Source organism: Exiguobacterium sp. R-17 (assembly GCF_049913315.1).
In the GTDB taxonomy this organism is placed as follows: Bacteria; Bacillota; Bacilli; order Exiguobacteriales; family Exiguobacteriaceae; genus Exiguobacterium_A.
The window spans coordinates 2,359,015-2,378,855 of the sequence record NZ_CP184372.1 but is presented as its reverse complement, the minus strand read 5'-3'; the positions used below and the strand labels follow the sequence as shown (position 1 = coordinate 2,378,855).

At 49.4% G+C, this 19,841-nt stretch carries 20 protein-coding genes; 19 read left to right on the top strand and 1 reads right to left on the bottom strand.

Annotation, left to right across the window (positions count from 1 at the left end):
* The first annotated feature begins 17 nt into the window (after positions 1 to 17).
* The 8 genes from ACN9MT_RS12560 (at position 18) to ACN9MT_RS12525 (ending at position 8,530) form a co-directional block, all read left to right on the top strand.
* On the top strand, positions 18 to 1,043 hold the full coding sequence (locus ACN9MT_RS12560; protein ID WP_426273518.1) for a sugar-binding transcriptional regulator: 1,026 nt from the start codon (positions 18 to 20) through the stop codon (positions 1,041 to 1,043).
* 53 nt (positions 1,044 to 1,096) lie between these two features.
* Positions 1,097 to 2,104, top strand: a complete 1,008-nt coding sequence (gene gap, locus ACN9MT_RS12555; RefSeq protein WP_035409970.1) for a type I glyceraldehyde-3-phosphate dehydrogenase — start codon at positions 1,097 to 1,099, stop codon at positions 2,102 to 2,104.
* Positions 2,105 to 2,225: 121 nt separating this feature from the next.
* Entirely contained in the window at positions 2,226 to 3,410 is a 1,185-nt protein-coding gene (locus ACN9MT_RS12550; RefSeq protein ID WP_035396304.1) for a phosphoglycerate kinase, read from the top strand.
* Positions 3,411 to 3,437: 27 nt separating this feature from the next.
* Positions 3,438 to 4,190 (top strand): triose-phosphate isomerase, encoded by a 753-nt coding sequence (tpiA, locus tag ACN9MT_RS12545; RefSeq protein ID WP_035409967.1) that lies wholly within the window; start codon positions 3,438 to 3,440, stop codon positions 4,188 to 4,190.
* Entirely contained in the window at positions 4,191 to 5,738 is a 1,548-nt protein-coding gene (gene gpmI, locus ACN9MT_RS12540) for a 2,3-bisphosphoglycerate-independent phosphoglycerate mutase (RefSeq protein ID WP_195864534.1), read from the top strand.
* 59 nt (positions 5,739 to 5,797) lie between these two features.
* Entirely contained in the window at positions 5,798 to 7,090 is a 1,293-nt protein-coding gene (eno, locus tag ACN9MT_RS12535; RefSeq protein ID WP_035409961.1) for a phosphopyruvate hydratase, read from the top strand.
* A gap of 265 nt (positions 7,091 to 7,355) precedes the next feature.
* Complete coding sequence (locus tag ACN9MT_RS12530) at positions 7,356 to 8,279, top strand: acyl-ACP desaturase (RefSeq protein WP_426272275.1); 924 nt, start codon at positions 7,356 to 7,358, stop codon at positions 8,277 to 8,279.
* Positions 8,280 to 8,281: 2 nt separating this feature from the next.
* On the top strand, positions 8,282 to 8,530 hold the full coding sequence (locus tag ACN9MT_RS12525) for a hypothetical protein (RefSeq protein ID WP_230088506.1): 249 nt from the start codon (positions 8,282 to 8,284) through the stop codon (positions 8,528 to 8,530).
* 136 nt (positions 8,531 to 8,666) lie between these two features.
* Here the strand turns inward: ACN9MT_RS12525 and ACN9MT_RS12520 are convergent, their stop codons facing one another.
* The gene (locus ACN9MT_RS12520) at positions 8,667 to 8,987 is read right to left on the bottom strand and encodes a hypothetical protein (RefSeq protein ID WP_035409954.1); all 321 of its coding nucleotides are present in this window, start codon (positions 8,985 to 8,987) and stop codon (positions 8,667 to 8,669) included.
* Between the two features lie 135 nt (positions 8,988 to 9,122).
* Between ACN9MT_RS12520 and ACN9MT_RS12515 the strand changes: the two genes are divergently transcribed.
* From ACN9MT_RS12515 to smpB, 11 genes are all read left to right on the top strand, one after another.
* On the top strand, positions 9,123 to 9,476 hold the full coding sequence (locus ACN9MT_RS12515; protein ID WP_426272274.1) for a hypothetical protein: 354 nt from the start codon (positions 9,123 to 9,125) through the stop codon (positions 9,474 to 9,476).
* Between the two features lie 624 nt (positions 9,477 to 10,100).
* On the top strand, positions 10,101 to 11,081 hold the full coding sequence (locus tag ACN9MT_RS12510; RefSeq protein ID WP_290721027.1) for a LacI family DNA-binding transcriptional regulator: 981 nt from the start codon (positions 10,101 to 10,103) through the stop codon (positions 11,079 to 11,081).
* On the top strand, positions 11,078 to 11,956 hold the full coding sequence (gene rbsK, locus ACN9MT_RS12505) for a ribokinase (protein ID WP_426272273.1): 879 nt from the start codon (positions 11,078 to 11,080) through the stop codon (positions 11,954 to 11,956). Before ACN9MT_RS12510 ends, rbsK begins: the two co-directional genes overlap by 4 nt.
* Positions 11,953 to 12,342, top strand: coding sequence for a D-ribose pyranase (gene rbsD, locus ACN9MT_RS12500; protein ID WP_087681324.1), 390 nt, complete (start codon positions 11,953 to 11,955; stop codon positions 12,340 to 12,342). The genes rbsK and rbsD overlap by 4 nt, the downstream gene beginning before the upstream one ends.
* 12 nt (positions 12,343 to 12,354) lie before the next feature.
* Positions 12,355 to 13,833, top strand: coding sequence for a sugar ABC transporter ATP-binding protein (locus tag ACN9MT_RS12495; RefSeq protein WP_426272272.1), 1,479 nt, complete (start codon positions 12,355 to 12,357; stop codon positions 13,831 to 13,833).
* Between the two features lies 1 nt (position 13,834).
* Positions 13,835 to 14,803 carry a ribose ABC transporter permease gene (gene rbsC / locus ACN9MT_RS12490; protein WP_052019102.1) on the top strand — a complete coding sequence of 323 codons (969 nt, stop codon included), beginning with the start codon at positions 13,835 to 13,837 and terminating at the stop codon, positions 14,801 to 14,803.
* Positions 14,804 to 14,830: 27 nt separating this feature from the next.
* Complete coding sequence (gene rbsB / locus ACN9MT_RS12485; protein WP_133207679.1) at positions 14,831 to 15,748, top strand: ribose ABC transporter substrate-binding protein RbsB; 918 nt, start codon at positions 14,831 to 14,833, stop codon at positions 15,746 to 15,748.
* 137 nt (positions 15,749 to 15,885) lie between these two features.
* Positions 15,886 to 16,119: a preprotein translocase subunit SecG gene (gene secG / locus ACN9MT_RS12480; protein ID WP_023469201.1), complete on the top strand. Its 234-nt coding sequence runs from the start codon at positions 15,886 to 15,888 to the stop codon at positions 16,117 to 16,119.
* A 101-nt stretch (positions 16,120 to 16,220) separates the two neighbouring features.
* Complete coding sequence (locus tag ACN9MT_RS12475; protein WP_023469200.1) at positions 16,221 to 16,961, top strand: alpha/beta hydrolase; 741 nt, start codon at positions 16,221 to 16,223, stop codon at positions 16,959 to 16,961.
* A gap of 14 nt (positions 16,962 to 16,975) precedes the next feature.
* Entirely contained in the window at positions 16,976 to 19,330 is a 2,355-nt protein-coding gene (gene rnr, locus ACN9MT_RS12470) for a ribonuclease R (RefSeq protein WP_426272271.1), read from the top strand.
* A gap of 32 nt (positions 19,331 to 19,362) precedes the next feature.
* Complete coding sequence (gene smpB, locus ACN9MT_RS12465; RefSeq protein ID WP_023469198.1) at positions 19,363 to 19,833, top strand: SsrA-binding protein SmpB; 471 nt, start codon at positions 19,363 to 19,365, stop codon at positions 19,831 to 19,833.
* Positions 19,834 to 19,841 lie beyond the last annotated feature (8 nt).

The window sequence follows — 19,841 nt, the reverse complement described above, 5'->3', positions numbered from 1 at the left end:
GGAGAGGGAAATACATGATTCGGCAGTTAGTCCAGATCCAAAAACGAATCGTGCCTGATCTGATCGAAGAAATGCAGACACGCTACGACATCCTTCATTATGTTCGACTGATGCAACCGATCGGACGACGTACGCTTGCGACAAGCCTTGGCTTGACGGAACGCGTCTTACGGCGAGAAGTCGATTTTTTGAAGCAGCAAGACCTCCTAGAGGTCGCAACGCAAGGGATGTCCTTGACGGATGAAGGACGAAACGTTCTTCGCAGTATGCATAGCATCATGGGAGAACTCGCTGGGATCTCGGACATGGCGAAAGCCTTGAAAGAGAGACTTGGAGTACGGGACGTTGTCATCGTACCGGGTGATTCCGATGAGACCTTCTGGGTACAACGAGACATGGGACGGGCGACCGTCGCACGACTCAAACGAGAGCTTTCTTCAGACCATCACAATACGATCGCTGTCACAGGCGGTACGACGATGGCTTCCGTCGCGGCGATGATGTCGCCAGACAAGGAACACCGTCCGATGACGTTCGTTCCGGCGCGCGGAGGACTGGGAGAAACGCTTGAACTCCAAGCGAACACAGTATGCTCACGGATGGCGTCACGCGCTCAAAGTGATTATCATCTGCTTCACATCCCGGACATGGTCAGTACAGAGACGTTCGTCAAGATGATTGAAGAGCCGAGCATAAAAAATGTGCTTCAAATGATTAAAGGTGCTTCAATCGTGGTACATGGAATTGGTGAGGCGAAAACGATGGCAAAACGTCGTCGCGCGTCTGAGGATCTCCTGACCCGACTGGAACACGAACAGGCAGTAGCGGAAGCATTCGGATATTACTTCGACCGAGACGGGAACATCGTGCACCGGGTCAAGACGGTTGGTCTCCAACTGGATGACTTGAAGCAAGTCGATCACGTCATTGTCGTCGCAGGTGGTCATTCGAAGGCAGAAGCGATCAACGCCTATGTCAAACAGTCGCCAGACATCATCCTGATTACGGATGAAGGCGCAGCCGCTTCGATTTTGAAAGGGTAACCCCCTTTTGAATAATAGATAACTCGCTTTACATTAAAAGGAGGAAAATTATCATGGCAGTAAAAGTTGGTATTAACGGATTTGGACGTATCGGACGTTTGGCACTTCGTCAAATTCTTCAATTCGACGGAATCGAAGTAGTCGCGATCAACGACCTTACAGACACTAAAATGCTTGCACACCTTCTCAAATATGATACGACTCAAGGTCGTTTCGACGGCGAAGTTGAAGTACACGACGGTTACTTCCTCGTCAACGGTAAAGAAATCAAAACACTTGCTAACCGCAACCCAGAAGAACTCCCATGGGGCGAGCTCGGTGTTGACATCGTTCTCGAATGTACTGGTTTCTTCACAGACAAAGAAAAAGCTGAGCTTCACTTGAAAGCTGGCGCTAAAAAAGTCGTTATCTCTGCACCTGCAACTGGCGACATGAAAACAGTCGTCTTCAACACGAACCACGAAATCCTTGACGGAACTGAAACAGTTATCTCTGGTGCTTCTTGTACTACTAACTGTCTCGCGCCAATGGCTAAAGTTCTCCAAGATCAGTTCGGAATCGTTGAAGGTCTCATGACTACGATCCATGCTTACACTGGTGACCAAAACACACTCGACGCTCCACACCCTAAAGGTGACTTCCGTCGTGCACGTGCGGCAGCAGCAAACATCGTTCCTAACTCAACTGGTGCTGCAAAAGCAATTGGTCTCGTTCTTCCAGAACTTCAAGGTAAACTTGACGGATCTGCACAACGTGTACCAGTCGCTACAGGTTCACTCACTGAGCTCGTAACTGTACTCGACAAAAAAGTTTCTGTAGAAGAAATCAACGCAGCAATGAAAGCAGCTGCTAACGAGTCTTACGGTTACACTGAAGACGAAATCGTTTCTTCTGACATCGTTGGTATCTCTTACGGATCACTCTTCGATGCAACACAAACTAAAGTCATGACAGTCGGCGACAAACAACTTGTTAAAACAGTTGCTTGGTATGACAACGAAATGTCTTACACTAGCCAACTCGTTCGTACACTCAAACACTTCGCAGAAATCGCTAAGTAATTCGAGCAATTAAATAGCAATTGAATAAGAGCGGAAACGATATTAGTCTCCGCTCTTATTGCGGAAAAAAGCGGGAGGGGCATTCGCCCCTCACTATACGTAAGAGACGGAGGACGAATGTATGAATAAGAAATCGATTCGCGACATCGATGTACAAGGAAAACGCGTATTCACACGCGTGGATTTCAACGTACCGTTGGAAGACGGTAAAATCACGGATGACACACGGATCCGTGCTGCACTCCCAACGATCAAACACTTGATCGACGGCGGAGCAAAAGTCATTCTCGCTAGCCACATGGGTCGTCCAAAAGGCGAAAAGAACCCTGAGTTCTCACTTGCACCAGTCGTAGCACGCCTCAGCGAATTGCTTGGTAAAGACATCAAGCTCGTTGAAGAAGCATACGGTCCAGTTGCAGAAGAAGCAGTCAGCAAACTTGAAAACGGCGATGTCGTCGTCTTAGAGAACGTTCGCTTCTACCCTGGTGAAACGAAAAATGACGAAGAGCTCGCTAAAGGATTCGCGAAACTCGCTGACGTCTTCGTCAACGACGCGTTCGGCGCAGCACACCGTGCACACGCATCGACAGAAGGTATCGCACACCATGTCGACACTGCAGTTGCCGGTCTTCTCATCGAAAAAGAACTTCAAGTTCTCGGTAAAGCTCTTTCTAACCCAGATCGCCCGTTCACGGCAATCATCGGTGGTTCGAAAGTAGCGGATAAAATCGGTGTCATCGATCACTTACTCGACATCGTCGACACGTTGATCATCGGTGGCGGCTTATCGTACACGTTCCTCACAGCTCGTGGTATCGAAGTCGGTACTTCACTTCTTGAGGTCGACAAAATCGACCAAGCGAAGGAATTCATGAAGAAAGCAGAAGAAAAAGGCGTTAAGTTCCTCATGCCAATCGACTGCGTCATCACGAAGGAATTCGGAGAAGAAACATATGTCGGACCACGTGACATCACAGAGATCCCAGCAGATCACATGTCACTTGATATCGGTCCAAAAACGGTTGAACTCTATGCAGAGGCAATCAAGAACTCGAAACTCGTCGTCTGGAACGGACCGATGGGCGTATTCGAACTCGATAAATACGCAAACGGTACAAAAGGTGTCGCGCAAGCTCTTGCGGACAGCGATGCGTACTCAATCATCGGCGGTGGCGACTCAGCTGCTGCGGCAGAGAAATTCGGTCTTGCTGACAAAATGAGCCACATTTCTACAGGTGGTGGAGCAAGTCTCGAATTCATGGAAGGGAAAGCTCTTCCTGGTGTCGAAGCGCTAAACGACAAGTAATCTAAGTTCACAAGGGAGTGTTTCTCAATGCGTAAACCAATTATCGCAGGTAACTGGAAGATGAATCTGACGCTCAAGGATGCAGTTGCATTCGCTGAGGAAGTCAAAGGAGCTGTACCTGCTTCGACAACAGTCGACGCAGCTGTCTGTGCGCCAGCAGTATTCTTGGCACACTTGACAGAAGCAGCAGCTGGTACGGATCTTAAAATCGGTGCTCAAAATATGTACGACAAAGAGAGCGGTGCCTTCACTGGTGAAATCAGCCCGCTCATGCTCAAAGAACTCGACGTGACATACGTCATCCTCGGTCACTCTGAGCGTCGTGAGTACTTCGGCGAAACAGATGCGTTCATCAACAGCAAAGCGAAAAAAGCGTTCGAGCACGGTCTCGTTCCAATCGTTTGTGTAGGTGAAACACTGGAAGAGCGTGAAGGCGGCAAGTTCGAAGACGTCATCCGCGAACAGACAGCAAACAGCCTTAAAGGTCTTACTGTCGACCAAGTGAAAAATCTCGTCGTCGCTTATGAGCCTGTCTGGGCAATCGGAACAGGTAAATCAGCGACAGAACAAGATGCACAAGATTCTTGTAAATTCGTCCGTGACGTCGTTGCAGCTGAATTTGGTGCTGAAGCAGCAGAAGCTGTCCGCATCCAATACGGTGGTAGCGTCAAACCGGAAAACATCAAAGAATATATGGCTCAACCAGACATCGACGGCGCGCTCGTCGGCGGTGCAAGTCTTGAGACAGGATCGTTCCTCAAACTGTTGGAGGCGATTTAAATGAAAAAACGTCCAGTCGCACTGATCATCCTTGATGGTTTTGGTATGCGTGACGAGGAGTTCGGAAATGCCGTTACGGCGGCGAACAAACCGAACTTCGACCGTTACTGGGGTCAATACCCGCATACGTTGTTGAATGCGAAAGGCGAATACGTCGGTTTGCCTGAAGGTCAAATGGGGAACTCAGAAGTGGGTCACCTCAACATCGGTGCAGGTCGCGTCGTCTATCAATCGCTATCCCGAATCAACAACGCGGTCAAGGATCGCTCGTTCTTCTCGCGTCAAGCGATGAACGATGCGGCAGGTCACGTGAAGAAATACGGTTCAGCGCTTCATATCTTCGGTTTGGTCTCTGACGGTGGAATCCACAGTCACATCAACCACTTATATGCGGTGCTCGAATTCGCAAAACTTCACGAAATCGAAAAAGTCTACCTCCATGCTTTCACGGACGGTCGTGACTGCGACCCACAATCGGGCGCTGGTTTCCTCCGTGACGCGCAAGCGAAGATGGATGAATTGAATGTTGGACAATTCGCGAGTATCTCTGGTCGCTACTATGCGATGGACCGCGATAACCGTTGGGAACGCGTCAAGAAAGTCTATGACGCCATCACGTTCGGTGAAGGTCCAACGACGAAGGATCCAATCGGCATGGTTGAAGCTTCGTACAAACAAGACGTAACGGATGAGTTCATCGAACCAACTGTTGTCGTGCAGGAAGACGGTACGCCAGTCGCACCGATCCACGATAACGATGCGATCGTGTTCTTCAACTATCGTCCTGACCGTGCGATTCAGCTTTCGAAAGTCTACAAAGAAAAGGGTGGCTTCGACGGATTCGAAATTCCGGACAACGCACCGAAGAACCTGCTACTCGTCTCAATGACGAAGTACTCGGATGCGATTGATACGGACATCGTCTTCCCGCCTGAAGACATCAAGAACACGCTGGGTGAGACATTGTCAAAACAAGGTCTCAAACAGCTACGCATCGCGGAAACGGAAAAGTATCCGCACGTCACGTTCTTCTTCAACGGACAACGTGAAGAACCATACGAAGGGGAAGATCGGATCTTGATCCCTTCACCAAAAGTCGCGACATACGACTTGAAACCGGAGATGAGCGTCTATGAAGTCACAGACGCGCTCGTCGACGCAATCAACTCGGACAAACACGACGCGATCATCCTCAACTTCGCAAACCCGGATATGGTCGGTCACTCGGGTATGCTCGAGCCGACGAAAAAGGCGATCGAAGCTGTCGATGAGTGTCTTGGGAAAGTCGTTGACTTGATTCTCAGCAAAGGCGGCGCGGCAGTCATCACGGCTGACCACGGAAATGCGGATAAAGTCCTCAATGCAGACGGCAGTAAAATGACGGCGCATACGACAGAACCCGTTCCATGTATCGTGACAGTCGAGGACGTTGAACTCCTTGAACCACTCACAGGTGCACTCGCTGACCTCGCACCAACGGTCCTTGATCTCCTCGGAGCGGACCAACCAGCAGAGATGACTGGTAAATCGATCGTATTGAAGAAATAATCCCGTCGATCGAAGTAGTTACACCACATATTTCTTACACACAAAAGGAGCGAATTTAAATGTCAATGATTACAGAGATTTACGCACGCGAGATTCTTGATTCACGCGGTAACCCAACAGTAGAAGTAGAAGTTTATACAGAAGATGGCGGTTTCGGTCGCGCACTCGTACCATCAGGTGCATCAACTGGTGAGCACGAAGCAGTCGAACTCCGTGATGGCGACAAAGCACGTTACCTCGGAAAAGGTGTTTTGAAAGCTGTTGACAACGTCAACGAAAAAATCGCACCAGAAATCATCGGTTACGATGTCTTCGACCAAACTGGAATCGACAAAAAAATGATCGATCTCGACGGTACGAAAAACAAAGGTAACTTCGGCGCTAACGCAATCCTTGGTGTTTCTATGGCTGCTGCACGTGCTGCTGCAGATGAGCTTGGTCTTCCACTTTACACATACCTCGGTGGATTCAACGCGAAAACATTACCAACACCAATGATGAACATCATCAACGGTGGATCACACGCAGACAACAACGTGGACTTCCAAGAGTTCATGATCATGCCTGTCGGTGCTCCAACATTCAAAGAAGCACTTCGTATGGGTGCTGAAATCTTCCACGCGTTGAAATCAGTTCTTAGCGGAATGGGTCTTAACACAGCAGTTGGTGACGAGGGTGGATTCGCTCCAAACTTGAAATCAAACGAAGAAGCAATCACAGTTATCCTTGAAGCAATCGAAAAAGCTGGCTACAAAGCAGGCGAAGATGTTTACCTTGCAATGGACGTCGCTTCTTCTGAGTTCTACGATAAAGCAGCTGGCAAATACAACCTCGCTGGCGAAGGCAAAGTCCTTTCAACAGAAGAGCTTGTTGAATTCTACGCACAACTCGTTGACAAATACCCAATCATCTCAATCGAAGATGGCTGTGACGAAAACGACTGGGATGGTCACAAACTCCTTACAGATCGTATCGGACACAAAGTTCAACTCGTTGGGGATGACTTGTTCGTAACAAACACTGAGAAACTTGCTGAAGGTATCGAAAAAGGCATCGCGAACTCGATCCTCATCAAAGTTAACCAAATCGGTACGTTGACTGAAACATTCGACGCAATCGAAATGGCTAAAAAAGCTGGTTACACAGCTGTCGTTTCTCACCGTTCTGGTGAAACAGAAGATTCAACGATCGCTGACATCGCTGTTGCGACAAACGCTGGTCAAATCAAAACTGGTTCACTTTCACGTACAGACCGTATCGCGAAATACAACCAACTTCTCCGCATCGAAGACATGCTTTCAGACGTTGCTGTCTACGACGGAATCAAATCATTCTACAACCTCAAGAAGTAATTTCAGGTTGATCGTTTGAATAAGCTATAAGCAAAACCTCCTATTCGTGTGATACGTACACACGGATAGGAGGTTTTTATATCAAGCAATGTCAAACATGAAAATCGCTTTTGTCATCAAAACTATGATGAACTGTCAAAAAATTGATTCATCTGAGTAGATGACTAAAATGTTATACTCATAAATAAGTGCAAATTAAATAGTTATAGGGATTAATTACATCTTGCTCGATGCAGATGAAAATACGTCTAAAGGAGACAGGATCATGTTAAATTCAGATTTAGATATCCGTTTAGAACCACGCATTCAAGAGTTATATCGACTACACAAGGAGCGTTCAGCCAATATTGACTGGAGCTATCACGAGTTCATTCCGTGGGATAAGGCGATGTCATTCAAACGTGTTCCTTGGGACGAAAGCCAAGTCACGCTTCCAGAAGGCGTCATCGTAGCGATTGAGACGGCATTACTGACAGAGGTCAACTTACCGTGGTACACGTCGCATTTAGATTACACGTTCAAGAACTCGATGGAAGTCATCAATGATTTCGTCCGGACGTGGACAGCAGAAGAAGATCAGCACTCGAACTTACTCGAGACGTATTTACTCGTCACACGAAACGTCAATCCAACGCGCCTTCATCAATTAAGAAGACGTGTCGTTGAGAACGGCTGGTTCCCAGACTTCACGAACCCACTAGCGACAATGGCGTATACGTCACTGCAAGAGTTAGCGACACTCGTCTTCTATAACAACGTTGCGAAAATCGCAGGGGCACACGACAAAGACTTAGCAACGCTACTCCGTCGTCTAGCGAAGGACGAAGCGCTCCATTATGCGTTCTACCGTGACACGGTCAAAGCACACCTAGAGCTTGACCCGAACTTCATCGTCTTCTTCGAAGACGTCATCATCAACTTCTCGATGCCAGGTGCTGTCATGCCGGACTTCACGGAACGGATGAAGACGATTGCTGTTGATACGAACTATGGACCACTCCAATACTTCGACCAAGTATTAGACGTCGTCGTCAAATTCTGGGGCATCGCCGATTTAGAACCGACAACTGACGAAGCGAAACAATCTCAAGCGAACATCATGAAGTATCACGGACGTTTGAAGCGTATCAAGGAACGTCAAGAACGCCAACTCGAAAAAGCGAAAATCGACGTCTCAGGAGGCAAGTGAACATGAAGTGTGAAATCTGTGGAACTGAAACGAACAACCAAGTCAGTTACTTGGAACTCGACACGTGGGAATTCAATTCTCTGAATAAAGAAGCCAAAGACTTCTATCCGATCTGCTTTGATTGCTTCGACAAGCATACGAACCAGTTCATCGATCAGGAGATGGATCTCGAATTACGTAAAAAACGTTCGCAAATGGTCAACAAAGAAGTAGAAGCTGAAATCGAAGCGATTCTTGAGGTTGAGAATTAAGTCTTCTTTACCATACGTGAAGGGAAGTAAAACCGGTAGTGCTTTGGCGCTATCGGTTTTTGCATAAAGATAGCGCGTTCTTTCTTCACGTCATCACGTGATCAAAGAACGCGCTATTTTCATCATAAGAGCAGAATCAATCTTCAATGAATGTAACGAGATAATGATGGGCAGAATGAAGCGGTGCACGGGTCACGAAAAAGTCCGGGAGATCGACATCGATTCCTAATTCGCGTAACGTATCGGGATCCAAACATTCCTGAATCAAACGTTTGATGTCTTGTAACAGTTCATCGTGCAAATTCGCTTCTTTTGGAAAGGCACGTTTCGCGTCATCGCGCAACAATAGCACGATCGGTGGTAGACCTCGTAAGAGATCGACCTGAAGGGGTTGCTGATGACGTTCGAAATAATCATTCAAACAACTGACGACCTTCATCGAGTGTTCTTCTTTCATCCGATCCCAACTCTCTGTATGTGACTGTAACTCTCTAGCTATTCCCTAATTGAAGCGAGGATATGCAGGGAAACTGGAAATCTAGCATTACGAGGACCCGGTTCGGGGTAGAACTAGAGGGAAGGGGGAATCGACATGCTATTTCGGTTTTTGTTTTTAGGGCTTGATACGTCGATTGGTGACATCCCGTTGCGCCTCATCTATTTTACGGAACTCATACTATTCATCGGTTTGTATCAAATCACGAGCCGGTTTTCACGTCAGAGTTTGATTTTGGGAACGGCACTCGGAATTGGTGGACTGATTGCCATCTTACCCGGTGCGCTCTATATCATCCGTTATAATCCGGAGGATGCCGTCATTGATGTCACGTTCCTGTTGATTTATTTGTTTGAGCCGCTGGTAATCGTTGCGTTCGTTGTTGCTTTGATCCGTCGCCTGTATACAGAGAAGAAAAGTAAAAAGAAGCGGAGTAGAGATGTTCATTGATTTCCGTCCTAAGCTGATAAATCTTAAACCGTGAGGTGATGTAACACTGCCTCATGGTTTATTTGCGTCCGCATCAAAATGTTTTCTTTCGATAATGTAAGGAAGGATTTCTGGAAGAATATTCTATAATGGAGAAAGAACGAAATTAAATCTTAATTGATTTCATATGATCTTAATAATTATAGGAGTGGCTAATGTGCAGAAAATCTTATTTGGTTTGTCCGTCTTAAACAGTGTTTACATTACGAATAACTTTTTTACATACTCGGATAGTTTTCTCAATGCGCCACTAGGCGTAACAACAGTAATCGCTATCACATTAATGTTTCTAAACGATAGTGTTAAAAAAGATACACCATCGTTATACACAAAAGCGACGGATGGGTTAGGATTCATTAATATTTTGACGGGTCTGTCGCTGATCGTCTTTATTTGAGGATGATTCAGAACGTTCAAGATATGAAATTATCGTAAGTCTGATGCGGTGTCAGGCTTCTTTTTTATGGGGCAATCTACGCGTTTGAAAAAAATAAAATATATTTTAAATAAAAAAGATTGATGTGTAACCGGTTACACAATATGATGATTCTTGTAAGCGTTATCAAAAGAAAGAGGTGGCGAAACATGTCGACCATCCGGGAAGTAGCGAAAGCGGCACATGTCTCTGTCGCGACGGTCTCACGCGTCATGAACGAAAAGGGTTATGTCAGTGAGAAATCGCGTAAGGCGGTGCTTCAGGCAATCAAACAATTGGATTATCGACCGAACCGGGTCGCGCGATCGTTGTTCCAAAAACGGTCCGGACTGATCGGATTGATCGTTCCAGACATCACGAACCCGTTCTTCCCACAACTCGCACGGGCTGTGGAAGATATGGCACATCAACATGGTTTTCAGGTCATTTTGTGTAACACAGACGAACAGTTTCAGAAAGAACGCGAATATATCAAGTCACTCGAGGCAATGCATGTCGACGGATTGATCATCACGACGAACTACTCGAACAATCCGAACTATGAAGAACTCGAAGTGCCGGTCGTAGCGTTAGACCGTGTGTTACAAGGAGCGATTCCGACGGTGACGTCAAACGGATACGAGGGCGGGAAGAAGGCGGCTTCGCTTTTACTGGAAGCAGGTGCAACTGAACTAGCCGTCATCAGTGGTCCCTCAAAACTCCCGACGATCAAGAAACGGCGGGACGGTTTCGAGGAAGTCGCCGGAACGAATCTCGTCGCAAGCATCGAGTCACCGTTCCACTTTCAAGGAGCGCTCGATGCCGCGAACTATCTCTTTGATCACTATCACTGCAACGGCATTTTTGCCGCGAGCGATGTCATCGCTGCAGCAACGGTGCAAGTCGCTGCGGAACGCGGGATCACGATTCCGGACGAGCTACAAGTGATCGGCTATGACGGCATCGAACTCGGACAAATGATTTCACCACCGTTGACGACGATTGCGCAGCCGATCTATCAAATGGGAGAACTGGCGGCGAAACTTTTGATTCAGCGGATTGAAGGCACACCGATTGCCGCCGTTCATCATGAGTTGACAGTTGAGATCATCGAACGGGAAACGACGAAACGGAAGGATGAGGAAGCATGAAACAAATCAGTGTCATCGGCAGTATCTCGATGGATCTCGTCGTCGAAAGTAAACGCCGCCCAGGCGCAGGCGAAACGGTCATCGGGGATGCCTTTCATACCGTACCGGGCGGAAAAGGGGCGAACCAAGCAGTGGCGGTCGCGCGTCTCGGCAGTACCGTCGAAATGATTGGTTGCGTCGGCAGTGACGCAAACGGTGAAGCGATTCGCGAAAACTTCAAAACGCAAGGAGTACAGACGGCACACTTGCAAACGATTGAAGGCGAACGGACGGGAACGGCACATATCACGCTCGCTGAAGGCGATAACTCGATCGTCGTCGTTCAGTCTGCTAATCAACATGTGAAATTTGCGGATGATACACTCGCGCCGATTCTCGCAGACAGTGAAATCATCTTACTCCAGCTCGAGATTCCAATCGAAACGGTCGAGACAGTTGCTCGCGAAGCACATGCAGCCGGCATTCCAGTCGTCTTGAATCCAGCACCGGCGATGTCACTCAGTCCGGAATTGATTGAACACGTCACATACTTAACGCCAAACGAACATGAATGTGGCTTAATCTTCGGACAAGACCAGCCAATCGAACATTGGTTGATGGAATATCCGAATAAATTGATCGTGACCGAAGGCAGTCGCGGGGCACGCTTCTACGACGGTGAGTCGATCGTGACGATTCCAGCGATCGAGACGACCGTCGTTGATACGACAGGAGCAGGGGATACGTTCAACGGTGCCTTAGCCGTTGCGTTAACGGAAGGACAACCGCTCGTCGAGGCAATTCGTTTCGCGAACCGGGCAGCCGGCTTATCGATCCGCGCGCTTGGCGCTCAAGGCGGCATGCCGACACGGGAACAGATGGAGGGAGACGCATGAAGAAACACGGTATCTTAAACAGTCATATCAGCAAGGTCCTGACCGATCTCGGTCATACCGATACGATCGTCATCGCCGATTGCGGCTTACCGATTCCAGACGGGGTCGCGCGAATCGATTTAGCACTTGAACTCGGCACACCGTCATTCCTCGACGTCGTCCGTGTCGTCGCCGGTGACATGGCGATTGAACAATTGACACTGGCAACAGAGATCAAGGAAGCGAATCCGGATGTCCTCGAGCAACTCGAAGCTATGCAAATCGAAACGACGTTCGTCACGCATGAAGAGTTCAAAAAACAGACACAGCAGGCGAAGGTCATCATCCGGACCGGAGAAGCGACACCGTACGCAAATGTCATCTTCCATTCCGGCGTAATCTTTTAAGGGGGTCATGCGATGCGTATCGAGATGACAGGTATCAAAAAAGCATTCGGTCCCGTCCCTGTCCTGAAGGGTGTCGACTTCGACCTCGCTGCGGGTGAGATCCACGCCTTGATGGGAGAGAACGGTGCCGGGAAATCGACATTGATGAAGATTTTGACCGGCGTCCATAGAGCGGACGCAGGGACGATTCGGGTCGATGGACAGGACGTCGAGTATAAGAATCCGAAACTTGCCGAAGAGGCGGGGATTGCCTTCATCCACCAGGAACTGAACATCCTCCCGGATTTAACGGTGACGGAAAACTTGTTCCTCGGACGGGAGTTAAAGTCACGCTTCGGGATTCTCAAGCAAGGAGAGATGAAACGGCAGGCAGAACGTGAACTCGCCGAATTGAATGTCTTCATGGACGTCGATCAACTCGCTCGGACGTTGTCGGTCGGGCAACAACAGATGATTGAGATCGCAAAAGCTTTAATGACGGACGCGAAGGTCATCATCATGGATGAACCGACAGCCGCACTGACAGAGCGGGAAATTCGTGCCCTGTTCAGCGTCGCGACGGCACTACGCAACCAAGGTGTCTCGATCGTCTATATCTCACACCGGATGGAGGAAATCTTCGAGCTCTGCGACCGGATCACCGTCTTACGGGACGGGATCTCCGTCTCGACACACGCGATTCCTGAGACATCGTTCGAACAGATCGTCCGAGAGATGGTCGGTCGTGAGATGGGCGAACGGTATCCGGATCGTGACGTGTCAATCGGTGCAACTGTCCTTGAGGTCAAACAGGCGAGCGGGAAACGATTCGACGATGTCTCGTTCTCCGTCAAGGCGGGTGAAATCATCGGCTTCTCGGGTTTGATGGGTGCTGGGCGGACGGAAGTCATGCGGGGATTGTTCGGGGTCGATCGCCTGAAAGAAGGAACAATCGAACTGAACGGACAGTCGCTGAAAATCAAGACACCGTACGACGCAATCCGTCAGGGCATCGGCTTTTTGACCGAAGACCGCAAAGGCGAAGGCTTGTTCCTCGACTTTTCACTGCGTGAGAACATCTCGCTGCCGACGATTCGTTCGTTATCCCGCTCCGGTGTCATCAAGGATCAGGCAGAGCGTGATTTCGCAGAAGGATACTTGAAGTCGCTCTCGGTCCGGCACAGCTCGATGGACCAGCCGGCAAAGTCACTGTCCGGGGGTAACCAACAGAAGGTCGTTCTTGCGAAGTGGCTCGGAACACAACCGAAAGTCTTGATCCTCGACGAACCGACACGTGGTGTCGACGTCGGGGCGAAGAAAGAGATTTACCTCATCATGAACGAACTCGCTGCGGCGGGTGTCGCGATCATCATGGTCAGCTCGGACCTCCCGGAGATTCTCGGGATGAGCGACCGGGTCTACGTCATGCGTGAAGGCAAGATGAGCGGCATGTTGACACGACAGGAAGCGACGCAAGAAAGCATCATGACACTTGCGACAGGAGGACAATGATATGGAATTGATGCAAGGCAAGGTAACGGAAGCAAAACCGAGACGTCTTGGGATCGGACAAAAGCTTGGACCACTCGCGGGACTATTCGCAATCGTCCTCGTCGTCTCGATCATGGAACCGGACTTTTTAACACTGAATAATTTATTTAATATCTTACGACAAGTCTCGATCAATGCCTTGATTGCCTTCGGAATGACGTTCGTCATTCTGACGGGTGGGATTGATTTATCGGTCGGTTCGATTCTCGCCCTCTCGTCCGCCTTCGTCGCGGGTCTGATGACGGATGGAACGTCAGCGTTGATTGCTGTTCTGGCTGGATTGATCGTCGGAGCTGTCATGGGTGCGTTGAACGGGATGGTCATCTCGCTCGGGAAAGTCGCACCGTTCATCGCGACACTTGCGACGATGACAATCTTCCGCGGATTGACGCTCGTCTATACGGACGGGAAACCGATCACTGGACTTAGCCAAGGTGGCTGGTTCGAACTGTTCGGACGCGGCTACTTCTGGATCTTCCCAGTACCGGTTTTAACAATGTTGCTTGCCTTCGCGGTCCTCTACTTCATCTTGAAGAAGACGACGTTCGGTCGCTATACGTATGCGATTGGTGGTAACGAAGAAGCAGCAAAATTGATGGGGATTCAAGTCAATAAAGTCAAAATCATGATTTACTCACTCTCAGGATTGATGGCGGCACTTGCCGGAATCATCCTGACGTCTCGTCTGAACTCGGCACAGCCGACGGCGGGGACATCGTACGAACTCGACGCCATCGCAGCGGTCGTCCTTGGTGGGACGAGCCTCTCAGGTGGTCGTGGCTGGATTGTCGGTACCTTGATCGGTGCCTTGATCATCGGAACACTGAACAATGGACTTAACTTGCTTGGTGTCTCCTCATTCTTCCAACTTGTCGTCAAAGGTTTAGTCATTTTGTTCGCGGTACTCGCGGACCGGAAACAAGCAGCGTAACCCACACTCAAAAAGGAGGATTTACAGATGAAAAAACTACTTGCAGTCGTCATGATGGCATTAATGGTCTTCGCAGCAGCCTGTTCGACGGAACAGCCGGGCAGCAGCAACGGTGATACGAAGAAGAAGACAAAGGACTTCAAGATTGGTCTTTCGATTTCAACCCTCAACAATCCATTCTTCGTCTCGTTAAAAGAAGGGGCAGAACAAGAAGCAAAAGCACAAGGCGCAACACTTCAAGTCGCGGATGCACAAGATGACGCAGCAAAACAAGCAAGCGACATCGAAGACATGGTTCAAAAGAAAGTTGATCTCATTTTGATCAACCCAACGGATTCAGCAGCAGTCGGTGCAGCCGTCCAAACAGCGAACGATGCGAACATCCCCGTCATCACAGTTGACCGGAATGCAGAAGCAGGCGACGTCGTCGCACACATCGCGTCAGATAACGTCGCGGGTGGGAAACAAGCAGGTGAGTTCATGATCGAACTCGTCGGCGACAAAGCAAAAGTCGTGGAGCTCGAAGGGATTCCAGGAGCATCCGCAACACGTGACCGTGGTAAAGGATTCCATGAAGCAGTCGACGGTAAACTTGACGTCGTCGCAAAACAAGCAGCGAACTTCGACCGAGCAAAAGGTTTGTCGGTCATGGAGAACATCCTCCAAAACAACAAAGACATCAAAGCTGTCTTCGCGCACAATGATGAAATGGCACTCGGTGCGGTTGAAGCGTTAAAAGCAGCGGGTCTCAACGATGTGAAAGTCATCGGCTTCGATGCAACGGATGATGCCGTCAAAGCCGTCAAAGACGGAAAAATGGCAGGAACGATTGCTCAAAAACCGACTGAGATCGGGAAGATGGGTGTCGAGACAGCCATCAAGCATTTAAAAGGTGACAAAGTCGAGAAGAACATCCCAGTTGATCTCGAATTGATCAAACAATAAGGAGATAAGACACCTGAGTCGACGATTCGGGTGTCTCTTTTCGTCAGGCAGGAAAAAGTTCCTAAATCTATTCCTTGTTCCCGTACTTGTTTTTCTCTATAATGAAAGAAGCGTATATTACTGAAGGAGGATCATCGATGATCATTCATAACGTGGCTCTTGTCGGCCTCATCGTCGTTTCCGTTCTTCTCATCATCGTCGTTCTATTGATGTCGGGTCGTACGACCGGACTCGGAGCATTGACGGGTGGAGCAGAACAATTATTTGGTCGCCAAAAAGCTCGTGGCTTGGATGCGGTCCTAAATCGTGTGGCGTCTATTTTAGGAGCATTACTCTTCATCTTGGCGTTACTCGTCGCTTTTTATAAGTGAGCATTGAAACGACAGCCGTATGATCGCGCTGTCGTTTTTTGTATTTCTCGATATTCATTTTTTCCGGATATGGGGTATAGAGTTAGAGGGGGAATCATTTTATGAAAATCACTTTACCAAAACCATTCTTTTTCGAAGCCGGCCCACGTGCCGTTTTACTACTACATGGATTCACGGGATCGAGCGCGGATGTCCGCATCCTCGGTCGCTATTTGCAAAAACAGGGCTATACGTCCCTCGCACCACAATATAAAGGGCACGCTGCCCCACCCGAAGAGCTGACGAAGACCGGGCCAGCCGACTGGTGGCAGGATGTCCTTGCCGGATATCAGGAACTCGTCGATAAAGGCTATGACGAAATCGCCGTTTGCGGACTGTCGCTCGGTGGCGTCATGTCGCTGAAGTTATCGATGAACCGTCCGGTCAAAGCGGTCATCCCGATGTGTGCACCCGCCTACATCAAAAGTGAAGAAGTCATGTATGCAGGAGTCACCGAGTACGCACGAGAATTCAAGAAGCGAGAAGGCAAATCACAAGAAGAGATCGACCACGAGATGGCGTCCTTCGAACCGATGCCGACCTTGAAAGACTTACAGGAACTGCTGCGCGAGACACGCGATTCGCTCGAGGACGTCTACGCACCGACGCTCGTCGTCCAAGCACGCAATGATCACATGATCAACACCGACTCCGCGAACATCATCCATGATGGAGTCAGTGCCTTCCAAAAAGAGCTGATCTGGTATGAGAACTCAGGTCACGTCATTACGCTCGACAAAGAAAAAGACCAGCTCCATTCTGACATCTTGGACTTCCTGGAGTCATTGAACTGGAGCAAGTAACTGGAGGTGTCACGTTGGAATTACGTGAACGAATACTAACGGTCATCACGACGGAAGAACGTCCGTTGTCGATTGATCAATTAACGAAAAAACTAGAACTAGCGGATACGGACGCATTCAAGGAATTGATCCGGACGCTAAACGCAATGGAAGACGAAGCGTTGATCGCCCGGACACGCTCGAACAAGTACGGAACACTTGCGCAGATCGGTCAAGTCGCAGGGAAGATTTCCGTTCACCAGCGCGGATTCGGCTTCGTCTCACCGGAAGACGGCTCAGAAGGCGACATCTTCTTGCCGGCACCGGAACTGAAGAACGTCTATAACGGCGACCGTGTCCTCGTCAAAGTGTTTGCCGAGTCAAACGGCGGCGACCGTCGTGAAGGGAAACTGCTCAAGATTCTCTCACGCGGACCAGCCGATTTCGTCGGCACGTTCGTCAGTCCAAAAGGACGGATCGAATCAATCGCCTACATCGAACCGGATGATACGAAGCTGACGTTCTTACCGGTCGTCGCGAACGACGATACACTCGGTGCCGTCGATGGGCATAAAGTCCTCGCCCGGATCACGAAGTATCCGGATGGTCGTTACGCCGGAACGGCGAAAGTCTTGAAAATCATCGGTCACAAAAATGACCCAGGCGTCGACATCTTGTCGATCGTCCATAAGCACGGCATCAACGTCGACTTCTCACCGGAAGCGATCGCTGAGGCGAACGCTGTACCGGATCAGATCGATGAGAAGGACTTAGTCGGACGCGTTGATCTACGGAACGAATTGACGGTGACGATCGACGGGGCGGACGCAAAAGACCTCGATGATGCGGTTCACGTTAAAAAATTAGCGAACGGCAACTTCGAGCTTGGTGTCCACATCGCCGACGTCTCGCATTACGTCAAAGAAGATTCAGCCCTCGACGAAGAAGCGCGTGAGCGTGGAACGAGTGTCTATCTCGTCGACCGCGTCATCCCGATGATTCCGCACCGTCTATCGAACGGGATTTGCTCACTCAACCCGCACGTCGATCGTCTGACGCTCAGCTGTATCATGGAAATCGATGCGAACGGTGCTGTCGTCAACCATGAAATCTTCCAGAGCATCATCAAGACGACGGAACGGATGACGTACACGGATGTCCGGAAAATCATCGAACGCGAAGACGAAGAAGTGATCGCGAAGTATCAGGATCTCGTCGAGTACTTCGACAAGATGGCGGAACTCGCAGCAATCCTCCGCGAACGTCGCTCACGTCGTGGGGCGATCAACTTCGACTTCCCAGAAGCGAAGGTCCTCGTCAACGAAGAAGGCAAGACAAGTGAAATCATCCTCCGGGAACGGTCAGTCGCCGAGAAGTTGATCGAAGAGTTCATGCTCGCAGCGAACGAAACGGTCGCCGAGCACATCCAGCGTCAAAAACTGCCGTTCATGTACCGGATCCACGATGAGCCAAAAGCTGAACGTCTCGATACGTTCTTCAAGTTCATCGGTAACTTCGGGATCAACGTCGAACGCAAGGGTGAGTCAGTCGCACCGAAGACGTTGCAATCGATCCTGAACGCCGTCGAAGGTGAGCCGGAAGAAGCGGTCGTCAGTACGGTCATGCTCCGTTCGCTCCAACAAGCGAAATACGACATCGAACCGATCGGTCACTTTGGTCTGTCGACGGACTACTACACGCACTTCACGTCACCGATTCGTCGGTATCCGGACTTAATGGTTCACCGTCTATTGCGTGAATATGTCATCTACAACGACAAGTCACAGAAGACGCAAGACCGTTACTCGGAAATCTTACCAGAAATCGCTGATCACTCGTCAAAACGCGAGCGTCGTGCCGTTGATGCCGAGCGGGAAACGAACGCCTTGAAGAAAGCTGAATATATGGAGCAACACATCGGTGAGACGTTCGAAGGTGTCGTCAGTGGTGTCACGAACTTCGGGATGTTCGTCGAACTGCCGAACACGATCGAAGGACTCGTCCACATCCAAGCGATGACGGATGACTTCTACCGCTACGATGAAGCGAACTATCAGCTGATCGGTGAGCGGACGAAGCAACAGTTCCGGATTGGCGATGTCGTTGAGATCAAGGTCACGAACGTCAACATCGATGAACGGACGATCGACTTCAGCGTCGTCGGGATGCCAGAACGGCAGCCGAAGAAACGGTTCGAGTCGAAGACGATCCGTTCAAGCGGTGGACGTCCGGGACAAAAACGCGATGACAAGAAGAAGGACGATCGTCGTGGCAAGAAACGGTCGGGTAAGAGCGACCAAAGCAAAGGAAAAGGATTCTCGTTAAAGAATAAGAAAGATAAACCGCCATTCCATAAGGCGGTCTCGAATAAGAAACGGAAGCGCAAATAAGCGCTTCCGCATCGGAAATGTGGTGAACGAACATGCCAAAGGGAACAGATTCGAAAGTCTTAGCGAACAACAAACGGGCCTCGTTCGATTATGCAATCGAGGATACGATTGAAGCCGGTCTCGTCTTGACGGGAACGGAAATCAAATCGGTCCGTAAAGGAAAGATCAGTATCGGGGACGCGTTCGTCCGGTTCGACGGGGGAGAGGCGATTCTCTGGAACTCGAACATCGCCCATTTCGAACAGGGGAACCGCTATAACCATGAACAGCTCCGCCCGCGGAAGTTATTGCTGCACAAGAAACAGATCGCAAACTTGATTGGAGCGGTCTCACGGGACGGTTATACGATCGTACCGCTCAAAGTCTATATCAAGAATGGGTACGCGAAATGCTTGATTGGACTCGGACGCGGGAAGAAGAAATTCGATAAACGCGACGACCTGAAGAAGAAGGATGCGAAGCGTGATATCGAGCGAGCACTACGCGATAAGCAAAAGTATTGAAGCCGTAA

Excerpts from the sequence above, each read along its gene's own strand:
- smpB (WP_023469198.1), top strand. The coding sequence starts at position 19,363 with ATGCCAAAGGGAACAGATTCGAAAGTCTTAGCGAACAACAAACGGGCC.
- rbsB (WP_133207679.1), top strand. The coding sequence starts at position 14,831 with ATGAAAAAACTACTTGCAGTCGTCATGATGGCATTAATGGTCTTCGCA.
- secG (WP_023469201.1), top strand. The coding sequence starts at position 15,886 with ATGATCATTCATAACGTGGCTCTTGTCGGCCTCATCGTCGTTTCCGTT.
- ACN9MT_RS12495 (WP_426272272.1), top strand. The coding sequence starts at position 12,355 with ATGCGTATCGAGATGACAGGTATCAAAAAAGCATTCGGTCCCGTCCCT.
- ACN9MT_RS12550 (WP_035396304.1), top strand. The coding sequence starts at position 2,226 with ATGAATAAGAAATCGATTCGCGACATCGATGTACAAGGAAAACGCGTA.
- rbsD (WP_087681324.1), top strand. The coding sequence starts at position 11,953 with ATGAAGAAACACGGTATCTTAAACAGTCATATCAGCAAGGTCCTGACC.
- rbsK (WP_426272273.1), top strand. The coding sequence starts at position 11,078 with ATGAAACAAATCAGTGTCATCGGCAGTATCTCGATGGATCTCGTCGTC.
- ACN9MT_RS12475 (WP_023469200.1), top strand. The coding sequence starts at position 16,221 with ATGAAAATCACTTTACCAAAACCATTCTTTTTCGAAGCCGGCCCACGT.
- ACN9MT_RS12530 (WP_426272275.1), top strand. The coding sequence starts at position 7,356 with ATGTTAAATTCAGATTTAGATATCCGTTTAGAACCACGCATTCAAGAG.
- gpmI (WP_195864534.1), top strand. The coding sequence starts at position 4,191 with ATGAAAAAACGTCCAGTCGCACTGATCATCCTTGATGGTTTTGGTATG.
- ACN9MT_RS12515 (WP_426272274.1), top strand. The coding sequence starts at position 9,123 with ATGCTATTTCGGTTTTTGTTTTTAGGGCTTGATACGTCGATTGGTGAC.
- rbsC (WP_052019102.1), top strand. The coding sequence starts at position 13,835 with ATGGAATTGATGCAAGGCAAGGTAACGGAAGCAAAACCGAGACGTCTT.
- ACN9MT_RS12510 (WP_290721027.1), top strand. The coding sequence starts at position 10,101 with ATGTCGACCATCCGGGAAGTAGCGAAAGCGGCACATGTCTCTGTCGCG.
- gap (WP_035409970.1), top strand. The coding sequence starts at position 1,097 with ATGGCAGTAAAAGTTGGTATTAACGGATTTGGACGTATCGGACGTTTG.
- tpiA (WP_035409967.1), top strand. The coding sequence starts at position 3,438 with ATGCGTAAACCAATTATCGCAGGTAACTGGAAGATGAATCTGACGCTC.
- eno (WP_035409961.1), top strand. The coding sequence starts at position 5,798 with ATGTCAATGATTACAGAGATTTACGCACGCGAGATTCTTGATTCACGC.
- ACN9MT_RS12525 (WP_230088506.1), top strand. The coding sequence starts at position 8,282 with ATGAAGTGTGAAATCTGTGGAACTGAAACGAACAACCAAGTCAGTTAC.
- ACN9MT_RS12520 (WP_035409954.1), bottom strand. The coding sequence starts at position 8,987 with ATGAAAGAAGAACACTCGATGAAGGTCGTCAGTTGTTTGAATGATTAT.